The organism is Ruminiclostridium josui JCM 17888, assembly GCF_000526495.1.
GTDB classification, from domain to species: Bacteria; Bacillota; Clostridia; order Acetivibrionales; family DSM-1351; genus Ruminiclostridium; species Ruminiclostridium josui.
Window position 1 is genome coordinate 548,026 of the sequence record NZ_JAGE01000001.1, and the last position, 17,181, is coordinate 565,206.

15 protein-coding genes are annotated in these 17,181 nt (G+C 37.9%); all 15 read right to left on the reverse strand.

Annotation, left to right across the window (positions count from 1 at the left end; translation table 11 throughout):
- Positions 1 to 152: 152 nt before the first annotated feature.
- Entirely contained in the window at positions 153 to 566 is a 414-nt protein-coding gene (locus tag K412_RS0102795) for a GNAT family N-acetyltransferase (RefSeq protein ID WP_024831701.1), read from the reverse strand.
- A 156-nt stretch (positions 567 to 722) separates the two neighbouring features.
- Complete coding sequence (locus K412_RS0102800) at positions 723 to 1,301, reverse strand: hypothetical protein (protein ID WP_024831702.1); 579 nt, start codon at positions 1,299 to 1,301, stop codon at positions 723 to 725.
- Between the two features lie 275 nt (positions 1,302 to 1,576).
- Positions 1,577 to 2,374 (reverse strand): class II aldolase/adducin family protein, encoded by a 798-nt coding sequence (locus K412_RS0102805; protein WP_024831703.1) that lies wholly within the window; start codon positions 2,372 to 2,374, stop codon positions 1,577 to 1,579.
- Entirely contained in the window at positions 2,374 to 3,462 is a 1,089-nt protein-coding gene (gene mtnA / locus K412_RS0102810; RefSeq protein WP_024831704.1) for an S-methyl-5-thioribose-1-phosphate isomerase, read from the reverse strand. The genes K412_RS0102805 and mtnA overlap by 1 nt, the downstream gene beginning before the upstream one ends.
- Positions 3,463 to 3,475: 13 nt before the next feature.
- Positions 3,476 to 4,705, reverse strand: coding sequence for an S-methyl-5-thioribose kinase (mtnK, locus tag K412_RS0102815; RefSeq protein WP_024831705.1), 1,230 nt, complete (start codon positions 4,703 to 4,705; stop codon positions 3,476 to 3,478).
- 73 nt (positions 4,706 to 4,778) lie between these two features.
- Complete coding sequence (locus K412_RS0102820; RefSeq protein WP_024831706.1) at positions 4,779 to 5,849, reverse strand: pyridoxal phosphate-dependent aminotransferase; 1,071 nt, start codon at positions 5,847 to 5,849, stop codon at positions 4,779 to 4,781.
- Complete coding sequence (gene cbiB / locus K412_RS0102825) at positions 5,849 to 6,814, reverse strand: adenosylcobinamide-phosphate synthase CbiB (RefSeq protein ID WP_024831707.1); 966 nt, start codon at positions 6,812 to 6,814, stop codon at positions 5,849 to 5,851. Before cbiB ends, K412_RS0102820 begins: the two co-directional genes overlap by 1 nt.
- Positions 6,815 to 6,849: 35 nt before the next feature.
- A complete protein-coding gene (locus K412_RS0102830; RefSeq protein ID WP_024831708.1) occupies positions 6,850 to 8,364 on the reverse strand; it encodes a cobyric acid synthase in 1,515 nt (504 codons plus the stop codon).
- Between the two features lie 89 nt (positions 8,365 to 8,453).
- On the reverse strand, positions 8,454 to 8,816 hold the full coding sequence (locus K412_RS0102835) for a sirohydrochlorin chelatase (RefSeq protein ID WP_024831709.1): 363 nt from the start codon (positions 8,814 to 8,816) through the stop codon (positions 8,454 to 8,456).
- Positions 8,816 to 10,117 (reverse strand): glutamate-1-semialdehyde 2,1-aminomutase, encoded by a 1,302-nt coding sequence (gene hemL, locus K412_RS0102840; protein ID WP_024831710.1) that lies wholly within the window; start codon positions 10,115 to 10,117, stop codon positions 8,816 to 8,818. The genes K412_RS0102835 and hemL overlap by 1 nt, the downstream gene beginning before the upstream one ends.
- Positions 10,114 to 11,091 (reverse strand): porphobilinogen synthase, encoded by a 978-nt coding sequence (gene hemB, locus K412_RS0102845; protein WP_024831711.1) that lies wholly within the window; start codon positions 11,089 to 11,091, stop codon positions 10,114 to 10,116. The genes hemL and hemB overlap by 4 nt, the downstream gene beginning before the upstream one ends.
- Positions 11,084 to 12,598, reverse strand: coding sequence for a uroporphyrinogen-III C-methyltransferase (gene cobA, locus K412_RS0102850; RefSeq protein WP_024831712.1), 1,515 nt, complete (start codon positions 12,596 to 12,598; stop codon positions 11,084 to 11,086). The genes hemB and cobA overlap by 8 nt, the downstream gene beginning before the upstream one ends.
- A gap of 16 nt (positions 12,599 to 12,614) precedes the next feature.
- A complete protein-coding gene (hemC, locus tag K412_RS0102855; RefSeq protein ID WP_024831713.1) occupies positions 12,615 to 13,490 on the reverse strand; it encodes a hydroxymethylbilane synthase in 876 nt (291 codons plus the stop codon).
- Positions 13,491 to 13,528: 38 nt separating this feature from the next.
- Positions 13,529 to 15,019: a glutamyl-tRNA reductase gene (gene hemA, locus K412_RS20340; RefSeq protein WP_024831714.1), complete on the reverse strand. Its 1,491-nt coding sequence runs from the start codon at positions 15,017 to 15,019 to the stop codon at positions 13,529 to 13,531.
- 275 nt (positions 15,020 to 15,294) lie between these two features.
- Positions 15,295 to 17,157 carry a sialate O-acetylesterase gene (locus K412_RS0102870; protein WP_024831715.1) on the reverse strand — a complete coding sequence of 621 codons (1,863 nt, stop codon included), beginning with the start codon at positions 17,155 to 17,157 and terminating at the stop codon, positions 15,295 to 15,297.
- Between the last annotated feature and the right edge of the window lie 24 nt (positions 17,158 to 17,181).

Below are 17,181 nucleotides of genomic sequence, written 5' to 3' on the forward strand. Positions count from 1 at the left end.
TTTAAATACTTATACCAGTTTATTGCTGCTAATATTCCTTCTTCATATGTTAAGTGTTCCCATGCATGTTCTGCCAACATAGCATCTATACTTTCTTCTGAAAATAATTTATTCCAATCATCTATAGAAAGCTGCCATATCTTCCCTGAGGTTTATAAAGTTTTAGTAAAATAATAGCGGCTTCCTGTGATAGGGAAGCTCTCAAGTGTAAATACTTCCTTGTAACCATGCTTTTTATAAAATTCAGGTGCTTGAAAACTAAAAGTATCCAAAAATGAATACTTGCAACCTCTCTCTCTTGCTGTTTGTTCTGCCTTATTTAAAATATTGCTTCCAATATTGCATCTTCTCAATTCTTCACTTACCCATAAATATTTAATAAACAACCAATTACCATGTGTATTTCCTATTAGGCCGGCAACTGTGTTACCTTTTTCATCTTGTAGATAAACACCTAAATCCTTCGGATTTTTATCTTCTATTCTAGCAGAATTATATTCTAATAAACCTTGATAAACAATATCTTCATCTTGTTTCTTTATTTCATCAGTAACCTTGATCTCCATTTTGATTCAATATCTCCTTTATTAAAATTCAAACACACATTAATATATAATAATTTTTAATATACCAGTTGTCAAATTTCAACTATCTTTAAGGTAACTAAACAAAAAAAGAAGTGGGGCACTCATCCTCACTTCATAACAATTTCATGTAGTATTTTACAATATGCTTTCTATAATCCTATCAATGACATTATCCCATGGCCTAGATTCAACCACTTTTATCCCCAGCTTCTCACAGGTATTCACTAACCAAGCTCCATACTCGATACTGATATCTGATCTGAAATGTTGTAATTCGCCGCCCTCTCTGGCAAGATAATTCTGCAAAATTTGGTTTTTATCTGGTTCATTTATATATACAGATTTTACCTTTGAATTTTCAAAAGATGCCGTAAGTTCAGGGTGTATAAAATCGCCCTCAATAATGACCGGTACACCAGACTCAATATGGTTTTCAACAATTGCCTTAATTCCGGGAATCATTTCTTTACTTACGTCAATAAGCCACTTTACATTTCCACTTACACCAATATCCATCCAGTCTATGCCACTACTCCAACAATGAATTGCCGGAAGAATCTCTTTCGTCGTCATTGCCTTTACGGCTTGGCAAATATCATCCGCTTCCATGACATTCACTTTATATAAACGAGCAAGTTCATAAGCAGCACTTGATTTACCCATACCTGAAGCACCACCTATAAATAAAACTGTCCAATTTCTGTCTCTGTTCAATTTATCCACCCTTCTCCTTACCAGTTTTTAATAATTATGTATAATGAAAACAAACTATTCTATATTAATAGTTCCTGCTTTAGCTGCTAATAGTTTTGTCAGCAATATCGTAATCTTGAGCTTGTCATATAATCATTTAAGTCTCCATTTTTGCTTCAGCAAGTTTTCGATTACCTTCAAAGCAAAAAACCGCAGTTCAGATTTACCAAAACTTGCGGCATAAGTTAATTAAATATTTTAACGGCAAAGTATCCATAATCTATGCTCCTTTAATTTTAATTGCTTCGATACTTCTTCAGAACAGTTTTTGTTACCTCTTCAACTATATCTCGAATTAATAATTCATCAGGTGGATTATCATCTGTACTTCTTTCCAAATCCTTACCCTTCGGTACTCCTCCTGTATTGATTCCAAAATTTCGGCGGATTTCAACCAACTCTGAAATCTGCTTGGAGCTAAGTTCATTGGCTTTTCCGATTATATTTCCTGTGTACATTAATACTGTAGCATAGTATTCCAGCGACTCAAGGCGATGATATGCCTCAAATACATCCTTTCCCCAGGTTACAGCCCCATGATTTGCAAGAAGTACCGCATTGTAATCCCGGCAATAGGGTGCTATTGAATCAGGGACAGCCTGACTGCCAGGGGTGGCATAAGGAGCTATGGGAACAGTTCCCAAATTTACTACTGCTTCAGGCAATATAGCCCTGTCCAGTTCAATCCCCGCAATTGCAAAGGAAGTGGCCACCGGTGGATGTGCATGAGTTACAGCCATTACATCTGGATTTTCACTATATACTCGCAGGTGCATTTTTAATTCTGACGAAGGTTTTGTGGTTCCGGATATAACCTGTCCCTGTAAATCCACTTTCACCAGCATTTCCTCTGTCATATATCCTTTAGAAACACATGTAGGAGTTGTCAATATTTCGTTTTCGCCAATCTTAATACTTATGTTGCCATCATTGGAAGCTACAAAGCCTTTTAAATACATTCTCTTTCCAATTTCAACTATGGCATGTGCGGCTTCTTCATGAGTAAGATATTTAGAAATGTTTTTCTTTGCCATTATACGGTACCTCTTTTACGTTTAAATATTTCTTTTAGTGATTCATTGTAGGGAGCTTTTGCTATACCGTATTCTGTTATTATTCCGGTAATAAATTTTTCATCTGTAACGTCAAAAGCAGGATTAAAAACCTTTATATCCTTAGGTGCCATCCTTTTTTCATACCACATTTCAGTAACCTCATCAGGATTACGTTCCTCTATGCATATATCTTCTCCCGAAGCGCAATTCATATCTATTGTTGATGTCGGAGCACAAACATAGAAAGGTATGTTGTAATTTTTTGCCAGTATGGCTACTCCCGAAGTTCCTATCTTATTGGCAGTATCCCCGTTGGCAGCTACTCTGTCACAGCCCACAAATACTGCTTGAACCCATCCGTTTTTCATAACTGCAGAAGCCATATTATCACATATAAGTGTTACATCCACACCAGCCTTATTCAATTCATAAGCGGTCAATCTTGCTCCCTGAAGCAAAGGCCTGGTTTCATCAGCAAAAACCTTTAGGTTATATCCCTTTTCCTGACCTACGTATATTGGTGCCAGCGCAGTTCCATACTTAGATGTTGCAAGCTGCCCCGCATTGCAGTGTGTAAGAATTCCCATACCCGGCTTTAGCAGTGTAAGCCCGTACTCACCAATACTTCTGCACACCCATGTGTCCTCTTCCTTTATTTTATGAGATTCCTTAAGCAGCTCATTCTTTATATCATCTATAGATTTATCTTTGTTTGCTTTAACATACTCATCCATCCTATCAAGGGCCCAAAAAAGATTAACAGCTGTGGGTCTTGAGGATGCAAGATATTCTTTGAGTTTAATAAATTCGGAATAAAATTCTTCATACTTTTGGGCGCTTATGGCCTTTGCTCCAAGATAAATCCCGTATGCCGCTGCAACTCCGATTGCAGGCGCACCTCTTACCCTTAACTTATATATTGCTTCCCAGATTTCTTCCTGAGTTTTTAATTTTAAATAAACAGTTTCATTAGGAAGCAAAGTCTGGTCTATGATTATCAACTCACTGTTGGCATCATCCAACATAACCGTTTCCATATCGTAAACATTCTTCGTGGTATTTGACATTTTCTAACCTCTCCTATCCCGGAAATTCGTTTTCCACCTCTTTTAAGGTATTAACAAACTGTTCTCCGTATATATAGTTTTTACGGTTCTTTATGTATCGTTTTGCAACAGTTATGCAAATACGTTCTGCACGTAATCTTGCACTTTCATTTTCTATGGAAGTAATGTCCTTAACATGTGCCATACCAACGATACGTCTGCATAATTCAAGACCTGCAACCGCTGCAGTGTCGTGTATTACTTGACTTAAATACCAATCTGCAAAACCGGGGGTTTTTGCCAGAATTTCTTTTGCTTCCTCTTTCCATATTTTCAAGAATTTTGATTTAAATTTATCAATAATTTCACAAATGGTGTTCTCAACCCAATTCTTAAAGTTGATACACTCTTCTTCATTATCCATAGTAGCATCGGCATTTATCCAAGCAAATAACATATTTGCAACTATATTACCAACGTCATAACCCATGGGTCCATAAAATGCAAATTCTGGATCTATTACCTTTGTGGAATTTTCGTTTACAAATATAGAACCTGTGTGTAAGTCACCATGAATTAAAGCTTGTGCGTTTGTAAGAAATTCAAACTTTAGTTTTGCAACCTCAAGTTTTAAATCATTATCGCTATAAAGCTCTTTTTTTACCCAATCAAGGTTTGGCGGAAATACATCATTACGTTGCTTATAGTCATTAAATGGCTCCGTATATACCAAATCCTCTGTTATTTCGCAAAGTTCCGGGTTTGTATAACTTTTTACAAGTGATTTTTTTTCCTGATGATTTAAAAAGACATCTGAAGTTAAGAGTAAAGTATTGACCATAAATGTTGTGATATGTTCAGCAAACTTTGGAAAAGTTTTGTGTTGAATAAGTGCTTGTCGCATTATTGTGTAATCAGACAAATCCTCCATGGAACAGCAGCTCATAATATCATCATATTTATATACTATGGGTACAAGCCCCGGTGCTAAATCCCCTTGAAATCTGAGAGTTTCTGCCTCAATTCTGTTACGGTCTGGGGAAAGCTTGAAATCGTCAGAAATTCTTGCGGTATAACCTGCTTGTTTTATTATCACTGATTTATCAGATTTTTTGTCCCATACTCTGAATACATAATTTAGATTTCCATCACCTATTTCTTTGCTGTCAAGCTCAGAATCACAGCTAAATATACTGAGCTTTTCTTTTGCATAATCAATTGCATCTGATGGAGTCATTAAGAAATATTTATCAAATTTCGACATATGTAATTTTCTCCTTTTTGAAAAAAGTAAGATAAAAGTAATGCCCTTACTAAATTTTACCACATTGCAGTAATTAGTGCAAAGGCGACAGTATTTTCTTTATACAATTTACAAGATACTCATTATCTTCTTTTAATTTAACAGCAATCCTAAAATATGTTTCATCCAGTCCCTTATAATTGCTGCAGGAACGTATCAATATGCCAAATTTCTCGAGTTCATGGGGAAGTGATTTTAATTCTGTTCTGAATAAAATATAGTTTGCTTGTGAATTTACAACTTCAAATCCAAGCTTTATAAGGCTATTTTTCAAAAATATTCTGTTATTTTTAATTACCTCTCTTGTTTTATTAACATAATCTATTTCTTTTAGTGCAGCAATTCCGCACTTCTGTGCAACTACAGACACATTCCAAGGCTGACCGGCCTTGTGAAGTCCTTCTATGATATTTATATCTGAACATATACCGTACCCTAAACGGATTCCAGCCATAGCATATATTTTTGTAAATGCTTTCAGAACAATTATATTATTATAAGTGCCAAGTCTGTCAATAATACTATACATTTGCGGATTATCCAAAAAATCCATAAAACATTCGTCAACTACTAAAATAGTCTTTGTTGACTTACACTTTTCACCGATTCTCAAGACCATTTCCTTATCTGTTAAAACACCTGTGGGATTATTGGGGTTACACAAAAACATAACCTTGATATCAGAAGTTATTTTATCAAGTATATCTATATGAATCTTAAAATTCTTTTCCTTTGTCAGATAATAATACTCAACATCACTTCCGAGTAGTTTTACCGCCTGCTCATATTCGGAAAAAGTAGGTGCAGTAAGAAGTACTTTCTCCGGCCTTATTGCAGAAGCAATTCTATGTATTACATCAGCTGCTCCATTGCCACAGAATAAATAACTTTCCGGTACCTTTAAATAAACTGAGATTTCCTTTTTCAATTCCCTGCATAAAGGATCAGGATAATTGCAAAAATCATCTACGCTATTGATAATGGCTTTTTTTACACCTTCCGGCATTCCCAAAGGATTGATATTGGCAGAAAAATCAATGAGCTTTAAATTTTCTGGTAAATTTCTTTTACTATAAATATCTCCACCATGAACAAGCTTTTTCATTAAATTCCCCCTGAAACAACCAATCTGACTCCCCATAAAATAACAAATGCTATAAATGTTGTTGTGTACATGAGCTTATTGGCAGTTTTAATATCATTTGCTTTTATGTTTCTGTTGTTATCCCCAATAGTTTTTTTCTTAACAAGCTTTCCAAAATAATATGCATCTCCGGCCAACTGTACATTCAGTGCTCCTGCACATACAGCTTCTGTTTTTGCACTGTTTGGACTGGAATGATTTCTTTTATCCCTCTTGTATATCATGAATGCATTTTTATAATCCAATCCACATATAAAACTAGCCGCTATCATCATATATGCAGATAGAATGGCAGGAATAAAATTTAAAATATCATCCAGCCTTGCAGCAAACCTTCCAAAATAAAGGTATCTGTCATTTTTATAACCAATCATTGAATCCATTGTATTAACAGCCTTATATAAGAACCCGAGAGGCGCTCCACCAATCATCAGAAATATTAAAGGTGCAATTACTCCGTCGGATGTATTTTCGGCAACGGTTTCTACTGCGGCTTTGGTTATCCCCTCTTCAGTCAGGTTTTGAGTATCACGTCCAACTATCCAGGACAAATACTTTCTTGCTTTTATCAGATCCTGGTTTTTGAGATGATAAAAAACCCTCATGCTCTCTGTCTTCAAGCTTTTTGCTGCAAGTATCTGATAGCAGAACAGTGATGCAACAGCCACTTCAACATATGTACTTAATCTGTTTAGAAAATTCAATATCAAAAATGGTATAATGAATGAAAACACCGTAATAATTATGGCAAGAACAGCTCCTGCCATAAACTCGCCTTTTTGTGATTTTGGAAACGCCTTTCTTAACAGCTTCTCACCCTTTGAAATAAACCACCCTATCAGTCTTATGGGATGAGGCAGCCATGGAGGATCACCAAAAATCATATCCAGTACAAAGCCAATGACAACTTCAATTAGTATTTTCATATTGCCTCCGAATGATTTGCTTCATTATTAACACATCAAATTCCTTCCTCAATAACTTTATAAATATATTTCATATCAAGAGATTCCCTTAAAGCGTCAGCTAATAGGTCATACTGCTTTTCTTTATATTCTTTTAAATTAAAGGAAGTATGTTTCTCATATTCAAGACCTTTTTCCATCATCAATGCTGCTGAAATCTCTGAAAGTATTTCATCACTGTCAAAAACTCCGTGAACATATGTACCGTATATGTTCCCATTTTGCATACCGTCTGGCTTTTCATTTCCATTGATATCAGTAAGATTACTAAGGGATAAATCCCTTAGGTTTTCTTCCTCAGAAGCAGTATATCCCATATGAATTTCATAGCCTTCAAATGTTTTTCCGCTAAGCCCCTTGAATATTCCTCCAACCTTACCAAAGACTCCTGTAACTCTTGTACGTGTTTTTTCTTTTTCAAATACGGTGCTGGATTTTAACAAACCCATACCCTTTATTTCTCCACCGTGTTCAACTCCATAGGGGTCTTTGAGGGTTTCACACAGCATCTGATAACCCCCGCATATTCCAAATACAGGCTTATTTTTTGCTGCATGTTTTAGAATACACGCTTCCAGTCCGTTTTCTCTCATCCATTTCAAATCTCCCATAGTATTCTTACTGCCCGGGATAATTATCAAATCAGGGGTTCCCAACTCACTAATACCGGATACATATCTTATGCTTGCACATTCAATATGTTCAAGTGCATTAAAATCAGTAAAATTAGAAATTCTTGGTAATTTGATTATGGCAATATCAATCAGGCCTAAACGCTCTTGTTTGGAAAATTTTTCAGATAGACTGTCTTCATCGTCAATATCTATCTGAAGGTATGGTACAACGCCGACAACCGGAACATGTATAAGATTACTAAGCATGTCAAGACCAGGTTTTAAAATTTCTATGTCCCCTCTGAATTTATTGATTATTGTTCCCTTGACATGTATCCTCTCATCTTCATCAAACAGCATAACTGTTCTGTACAAAGATGCAAAAACACCTCCCCTGTCAATATCTCCTGTAATTAGTACAGGAGCTTTCAACATCTTTGCCAGTCCCATGTTTACAAAATCATCCCGCTTTAAATTTATCTCCGCAGGACTGCCTGCACCTTCAATAACTATAATATCATTTTCCTCTGATAGGCTTTCATAGGCCCGTTTTATATGGGGAACCAGATTTTGCTTGTATGCATAATACTCTGTAGCAGTCATATTTCCTATTGGCTGTCCATCTAAAACTACTTGTGAACCCTTTTCACTTGTAGGCTTTAGCAAAATGGGATTCATTCTTACGTCAGGAGCCTTTCTTGCTGCTTCAGCCTGTACTACCTGAGCTCGCCCCATTTCTGAGCCGTCAGCTGTAATATATGAGTTCAGAGCCATATTCTGCGATTTAAAAGGTGCCACTCTATAGCCATCCTGTGCAAATATACGACACAATCCTGCTGTAATAAGGCTTTTGCCCGCATTTGACATTGTTCCTTGAATCATAATTGGTTTTGCCATAGAATCATCTCCTTTCCATCAACTTTAAGGCTCTCTGAGTCAGAAAATCCTCCAAGCATGTTCATGCGCCGATTATATACAGTTTCTTTTCATAATGCTTCTCTGATTCTATCTGCCAGAACATCTGCAAGTCTTTGGTCTGCCCCCAGAGTATTTCCTATAGTCACCTTAATTCCAGGATGTTTTTTAAGATATTCCTTTATCTCTCCAGGTATATTCTCTCTGATATGTATTCCTTCAAAAAGAAAATACGGTACTATGGTTATATCATCAGCACCCTTTTCAATAAGTAAATCAAGTCCTTTTTCCAAATTTATATCACAAAACTCCATGTATGCGGTCTCAATCATAACTCCGGGCAGCTGTGCTTTAACCATATCTGTTACTTTATGCAAAACTTCCAAGGTTTTTCTTTCACGGCTTCCATGAGCAAGAATAAGTATTGCTTTCACTATAGTTCCTCCATTAAAGCTATATTTTCAGCCAAACTCTCCTCAACAGCTTTTAAAGTAGCATCAATATCCTCATAAGTATGTGCGGTGCTTACGAACATGGCCTCAAACTGAGATGGTGCAAGATAAATTCCCTTGCTTAACATACTCTTAAAAAAGGCAGCATAATACTTTGTATTGCTTTGTTTAGCCTCTTGATAGTTTGTAACCGGGTTTTGAGAGAAAAACATGCATAGCAACGAGCCAACTCTGTTCAATGTAACTGGCACCTTATGTTTTTGTACTATTTTTTCCAGTCCACTCCCTAAAACTTCGGCCTTTTTATTAATATCCTCATATATTCCGGGACTACTGTTCAAAATCTCAAGCTGTGCAAGTCCTGCTGCCATTGCTACGGGATTCCCTGAAAGTGTTCCTGCCTGATAAACTCCTCCGCAAGGGGCCACATATTCCATTATCTCTTTTCTTCCTGCGTAGGCACCCACGGGCATACCACCGCCTATTATTTTTCCGAAGGTCACAATATCAGCTTCAACTCCGAAATACTCCTGTGCTCCTCCTGCCCCAAGACGAAATCCGGTAATAACCTCATCAAAAATAAGCAATGAGGAGTTTTGACGGCAAATACATGACAACTCTTTCAAAAAACCTTCTTCCGGAGGAATAACTCCCATATTGGCTGCAACCGGCTCTATAATTACAGCTGCTATTTGATTTTTATTTTCTTCAAATAACCGTTGGACACTTGATATATTATTATAAACAGCAGTTAATGTATCTCCCGCTAGATTTCGCGGTACCCCCAAACTGTCAGGGATTCCGGCAGTCAGTACACCTGAACCTGCCTTTACAAGCATACTGTCACTGTGTCCGTGATAGCAGCCCTCAAACTTTATAATCTTATCCCTCTTTGTAAAGCCCCTTGCCAGACGAACAGCACTCATAACCGCTTCTGTTCCGCTGTTTACCATTCTGACCATTTCAACTCCAGGTACCATGGAAACTATCATCTCTGCTATTTGTACCTCGGCTTCAACAGGTGCTCCGAAGCTAAGTCCGTTATGCATTGCCTTTTCAACTTTTTTCAGTATAAGTTCATTGCTGTGGCCTAAAATCATGGGCCCCCATGAACATACGTAATCGATGTACTCTCTTTCCTCCACATCATAAATTTTTGAGCCTTTTGCACGGCTTATAAATAAAGGATTTGAGTCCACGGCACGAAATGCTCTTACGGGGCTGTTAACACCACCCGAAATCACTTTTTTTGCTCTTTTAAACAAATCTGAACTTGATTTCATCCTATGTCCCCTTTCTTTATTGCTTGGGAAATTTCTCCGGCAAAGTAAGTTATAAGCATATCCGCACCGGCTCTGAAAATGCTGGCTGCACTTTCACACATTACACCGTATTCATCAATCAGTCCTTGAGCAGCAGCAGCCTTTATCATGGCATATTCACCGCTTACACTATAGGCTGCCAAAGGCAGCTGAGTTTTTTCCCTTACTTCCTTTATAACATCCAGGTAGGATAGCGCAGGTTTAACCATCAATATATCCGCACCTTCCTCGACATCAAGAAGTGCTTCCTTTACAGCTTCACGTCTGTTATGATAATCCATCTGATAGCTTTTACGATCTCCAAATGCGGGTGCTGAGGCTGCAGCCTCACGGAATGGTCCATAAAATGACGATGCATATTTTACGGCATATGACATAATAGGAATGTCTGTAAACCCGTTTTTGTCCAGAGTTGACCTAAGAGCATATATCCTACCATCCATCATATCCGACGGAGCAATCATGTCCGCTCCTGCCATTACATGGGACAAAGCTATTTTTTCCAGATAGGGAAGGGTTCTGTCATTATCAACCCTTTCTCCCTCCAAAATTCCGCAATGGCCGTGAGATGTGTATTCGCACATGCAAATATCTGTTATTACCTGCATCTGCGGATACCTCTGTTTTATTTCACGTATTCCCTGCTGCAATACTCCGTTTTCATTGTATGCCTCAGAGCCTTTTTCATCCTTATGCTTAGGAAGTCCAAATAGCAATACGGATTTTACATCTGCTTTTAATGCAGCTTCAATTGCTTTCCCAACCATATCCGGACTAAAATGATACTGTCCGGGAAGGGAGCTGATTTCCTTTTTTATATTTTTACCCTCTACTATAAAAAGAGGCCAAATAAGTGAATCCGTTGACAGTCTGGTTTCCCTGACTGCTTTTCGCAGCACTTCATTGGTTCTCAATCTTCTTGGTCTCTTAATCATAAATATTGCCGCCTCCTATTTCTAATAGCTTATCTATCATGGAATCAATTGTTGACTTTTCAGCTACTACATATCTCAGGTTATACTTTTTAGCAGCTTCCGCTGTCTTGTTTCCAATGCAGACAGCCGTCAGACTTTCCAAAGGAATGTCTTTCATAGATGCTATAAATCCTTCAACTGTGGATGCACTTGTAAAGGTTATGTACTTGAGTTCACCATGGACAATCGATTTTTTGACCTTATTACTGTTTTCATTTATATAATTCGTATTGTACAATGGAACTCTATCAAATTTAATATTATTACTTCTCAAAATGTTAACAATATCGTCACTTGCTATTGCAGCATCACAAATTAGAACCTTTTCATTTTCCCCAACACGCTCTGCAATTCCCAGTGCAAGATGCCTGCCATCAAAGATTTCAGGGGTGAAATCAGAAATCAGTCCCACTTCTTTTAAAGCTTTCGCTGTCTGACTTCCTACCGTGCCGATTTTTGTATTTGCAAGAACTCTTGCATCTAATCCTTTGGAATTTAAGTAATCAAAAAATATCTGTATACCGTTTTTACTGGTAAGCAAAATCCAGCCATATTCCCTGATATTTTCACATGCATGGTAGAGCTTTTCATTTTGTGGTATAGGTACTACCTCTATACAGGGATACTCTACAGGCTCCGCACCCAGTTGGCGAAGCTTTTCTACAAGTGTGCCAGAAGATTCTTTGGGTCTTGTAACTAGTATTTTTGTACCGAAAAGAGGCTTTTTCATAAACCAACTGAACTTTTCAGATAGAGAACAGACCTTACCTACAGCAATAATGGCAGGAGATTTTATTTCCATCTCCAAAGCCTTTTGCTCCAGTGTACCCACTGTGGCTACCAGTTTTCTCTGGTTTGGCCTTGTTCCGTTCTCTACTATGGCAGCAGGCATGTCCTTTTCCATCCCCGCATTTATAAGCCCATTCATCAAATATGATAGTGAAGATACTCCCATAAGAAAAACAATGGTTCCATTTAGTTCCTTTAACTCATGAAATGGGATTGAAAGCTGTCCTCCCTCTCTAGCATGTCCGGTAATAATATGCAGCGAAGAGCAAAAATCCCTGTGGGTAGCCGGTATTCCCCCGTAGCATAATGCTGCCACTGCCGAAGTTACTCCGGGAACGACCTCAAAGGGAATATTGTTTTCATACAGCAGCTCAAGTTCTTCTCCTCCCCTGCCAAATACGAAAGGATCTCCTCCTTTAAGCCTTATAACCTTCTTTCCTTCTAATGACTTTTCTAGGAGTATATGGTTAATTTCTTCCTGTTTAACAGGGTGGAATTTATTCTCTTTTCCCACATCTATCTTTTCTGCCGTAGTTGGAATCATTTTAATAATTTCTTGGGATACCAGTCTGTCATAAACTACCACATCAGCCTGTGAGAGCAGTTCTGCTCCCCTTATTGTAATAAGCCCCTTATCTCCCGGTCCCGCACCAACTAAGGCCACAAATCCATGCTCCATAACCTTTCCTCCATGCTTAAATACTCTTGCTGCTTTTCATCTTTTTTACCAGTTCATAGCCTAATTCCACAGGATTATTTCTATTTCCCGAAACACATTCCTTTCGTAACTCTCCTGTGGTTTCATTGCAGTATAAGCCCTTTAGAATTATTTCACTTCCCTGAATGGTTGCATAAGCCGCTATTGGTGTGCTGCAGCCCCCATTCATTTCTCGTACGAAAGTTCTTTCTGCCAGTGAAATACAAAGGGATTCCTCACTATGAAACAGCTTTAGAAAATCAAAGTTCTCTCCGACTCTGCCCTGTACCGCTATAATGCCCTGACTTGCCGCAGGAAGAATTTCATCAACTGAAAAATATCTGCCGATACGACTTTCAAGACCAAGCCTTTTAATTCCAGCAGCAGCAAGTACTATGGCCGAAAACTCACCGCTGTCAAGTTTTTTAAGTCGGGTTTGTACATTTCCCCGGATAGGAGCAGTCTTACAACCCGGAAATAATTCTTTCAGCTGGAGCTGTCTTCTCAGACTTGAACTTCCTATTGGTTCACCATTTTCACCATTTTGAGGCAAAATAAAGGCATCTCTAGGGTCTTCACGCTTTGACAGGGCTACAACAGGCAGCTCCGGATTTTCTTCCAAAGGCATATCCTTATAACTATGTACGGTTATATCCACCTCATTATTGTATAATGCATTATCCAGTTCCTTGACGAAAAGTCCCTTTCCTTCTATTTTGTCAAGAGTTTTGTCCAAAATCTTATCTCCTGTAGTTTTCATTGTAATCAATTCCAGCTCTATGTCAGGGTCATATTTTCTGATTGCAGACATTACCAACTCTGATTGTATAATTGCAAGCTTGCTGTCCCTGCTGCCTATTCTGATTTTTTTCATGTCAAATACCATAGCCTTTCCTTCAAATGATAAAATTCTCAATCTGTAGCCTGTCCAATTTTCCGAATCTGTTCAGCAACAGATTTTACAAGACTGTGATTATCTCCATTTTGGGAAACCAGCCCACCGACTATACCATCAAATTCGAATATTGCAGGAAAGTAAAAGCTACACTCTTCTCTGCAATCCGCTATACTCATTTGTATGCCCTTTTCCTTGGCGTCCAGATATACCTTATGGTTTGTCTCTCTATCATTTGTAGCAGCAATCACCAGAAACATATTTTGAATATCCTGTGATTCATAATATCCTTCTCTGTAATTAATCAGCTTACAATTCAACATTTCTTGAAGCTCCGATGTAAGATGTGGAGCTACCAGATAAATATCTGCCCCGAATCTCAGTAGTGTTTTTACTCTTCGGGTTGCAATCTCTCCGCCTCCCACAACGAGAACTTTTTTCCCTGATAAGTCAATAAACAAAGGAAATCTTCCATATAGAGTATCATTATGTAAATCGGGAATTTTTGTAAATGCTGCTTCTTCACGATAATCTTTCCATTTTTCAAACTGTAAAATAAAGTGATTAATTATCTCTCTTATTTTACTTACTTCCTTTTGATTAAGTACTGAATAGTCAGTGTAGAACCTGTCCAAATTATATAATTCTACTCCCGTAAAATTTGAAATGCTCGACTCAATATCTCTGGGCAGTGCCAAATCAACAAATATCTCAGGCTTTCTTTCAAGTTTTTCAATCATATCATACGTTATAGTGAAGTGAGGACTTGTAGTTGCACTTATAACCACATCTGAAAGAGGAAGAACCTCTTCTCTTTCGTCATAGGGAATTGTATTGCAGCCTACAGGAATAATTATTTCTCCATGTTTATACTTTCTGAGTGTGATTGTTATTTCTGCTCCCAGTTCAATAAGTTTTTTGCAACACAGCCGTCCTATTTCGCCATTACCGATTACAAGAATTCTTTTATCAGTAAAACAATACTTTTTTGATAATTCCGTTATTGCTCTTTCTGCTGCCGAAGTAGGGACTGCCTTTACCTTAATTTCGGTTTTGGCTTTCTTGGCAGCTGTAATACACAGTCTAAACAGTGTCTCCAATGTTGAATCAATGGTTTTCTCCTCTCGGGAAATAGCAGCCGCATTTTTTACCTGTGTTATTATCTGATCCTCAAAAAGTACCATAGACTGAAGCCCGCAAGCTACTTCCATCAGATGGAATATTGCCTCTGAATCATGTCTTATACTAAATAAAGTCATTAAGGATTTATGGTCTTCCTCACCTGACAACTGGCACAAAAGCAGGGCAGGATTCATATTTTCAATATTATCTCCCGAAATATAAAGTTCGGTTCTGTTGCAGGTACACAGGAGTACAGCTCCTGAAACACCGTCAGCCGCTTTTATCCTTCTAAGTATTTCTCTGATTCTTGTGGATGTATAGCTGAATCTTTCCCTGATATCAATGGCAGCTGATTTATAGTCTAAACTTGCTGATATAATACTCAAAATATACATCTCCAATCTTTTTTTGATACTGCCGCTGTTATGCCGTCCCAGCTGCATTTAGGAAACTACAAACTTTCCTTTTTAATCATATCAATATTCATTATACCGCAGCCTACATCTACTGCCCATAAATTTACTGTAAACTGCTCATTACTTTTCAAGTTACATTATAATGAACCTTCAAAGTTAATAATAGTTGATAAAAAAATAAAACCTTCAAAGTTTTAGCAATAAAGGTTTTATTTATAATTTCGATATATAACAGTCAATAAAGGCTATTCCGTTGTAAAAGGCGAAGCAGGTAACCCCTCACGGTTATAAAGGTTTGCATCTGTGGGATTATCGGCCCATGCATACCTAACGTAAGCCGGGTGAGCTATCTTTTCACTCCAGACTGCCACATCATTTCCTATAAGTTCTGTATCAGCACGAACAAATATTCTATCTGGCCCTGATATAGCAAAAGCTCCCGGCCGTTCTCCACTGTTAACAATCAACCCACTTCCAGTATCAGTAAAGGATAATATTATTTTGTTGCCCTCTATTCTAAATGATTTATACATTGGTCCGTATGCAGTAATGGTTTTGTCTCCATATACGGTTTTCATGGCTGCAAGTGCCAAGCGAAACCCTACATCCTTTTTATTTGATGGATGAATATCATTCCATTCTCCAAGGTCAATTGTAACAATCATTCCTGTATTCGGTACGGAAAGTGTCTTTCGCTGGGCTTCCCTCAACTCTGCCCACTTGCTTTCCACAGGTATTTCTGAGGCCTCCATGAAATTCGGCAATTGAACATACAAAAACGGCAGATTTCCCATTCCCCATTTCTGTCTCCAGTCTGAAATCAATGCCTTTAGGAGATTTTCATACCCTACAGGATTCTTGGTATTAGCTTCCCCTTGATACCATATAAAGCCTTTTATCGCATAACTTGTAACAGGAGCAATCATTCCGTTGTACAATCCTAAGGGACGCCACTGAACAAAGGCCGGCCCAGGCATAGGGCCGCTTTTTGCTCCAATCACATACTGCCATTCACCAGATAAATCAATAATACTATCTCCAACTTCCAGTTGATAGGGCTTTCCTTTGTAAAATCCTCCTTTACCTGAGATATTTATTACTCTGAGCAGGATTGTATTTTTACCTTCCTTGAGTAAGCCCTCCTGAACACTATATTTTCTAGAGATATACTGATTTGGCGTTGTTCCTACCTCTACACCATTGATATAGGTAGTGTCTTCATCAACAATGTTTCCTAGTACAAGTCTTGCAGGTAAACCTGCAAGCGTGTGGGGAATATGAATTTCCTTTCTGAACCAGACAACACCGTTAAAGTTGCCCAAGCCCTCGTCTTCCCAATAGGAAGGTATTTCTATATTTTGCCATATAGTAGTATCTTCTATTCCCTTATCGTTACGGTTTAATTCAGAGTACCATGCTTCAATGGAAGCCTGATCCTCTCTTAACACTTTATCCAGATAATCCCGATTGCTGAGTTGCTTAGCTGATTTATAATGTTCCGGAAACTCCTTTAATGCATTTTCACTTAACCATGCCTCTGCAGGTGAACCTCCCAAACTTGCATTAATCAAGCCTATAGGAATGTGATACTTTTCAAACAGCTTTAATGCAAAGAAATAACCCGCAGCAGTAAAGTTCAAAATGCTTTCAGGGTCGGCTGCTTCCCAATTCCCCACTTCCAAATCAGTTTGAGGTTTTTCGAAGTCATATTTCACAGGAACACAGAAATGCCGTATATAATCATTGCGGCAACTAGCGATTTCTTCAGGATATACATCCTTTAATGAATCCATTTTCAATTCCATATTTGATTGTCCGGAGCAAAGCCACACATCACCAATAAGGATATTTTTTACTGTTACCTTTTCAAGGGCTTCTGTCGCTTCAATATCCATGTCATAGGGTCCACCTGCTTCTGCGGATTCAAGTTTTACAAACCACTCTCCACTCTCATTGGCAGAAGTATGGTAGACTTTACCCATAAAGCTGACAGTAACACCTTCTCCCGGCAAAGCCCATCCCCATACTTTTATGTTTGTGTTTCTTTGCAATACCATACCATCGCTGATAATCTTGGGCAATCTTATTTTAGAGCGAATATTATCCAATGTTATTCCCACTTTCAATGCTGT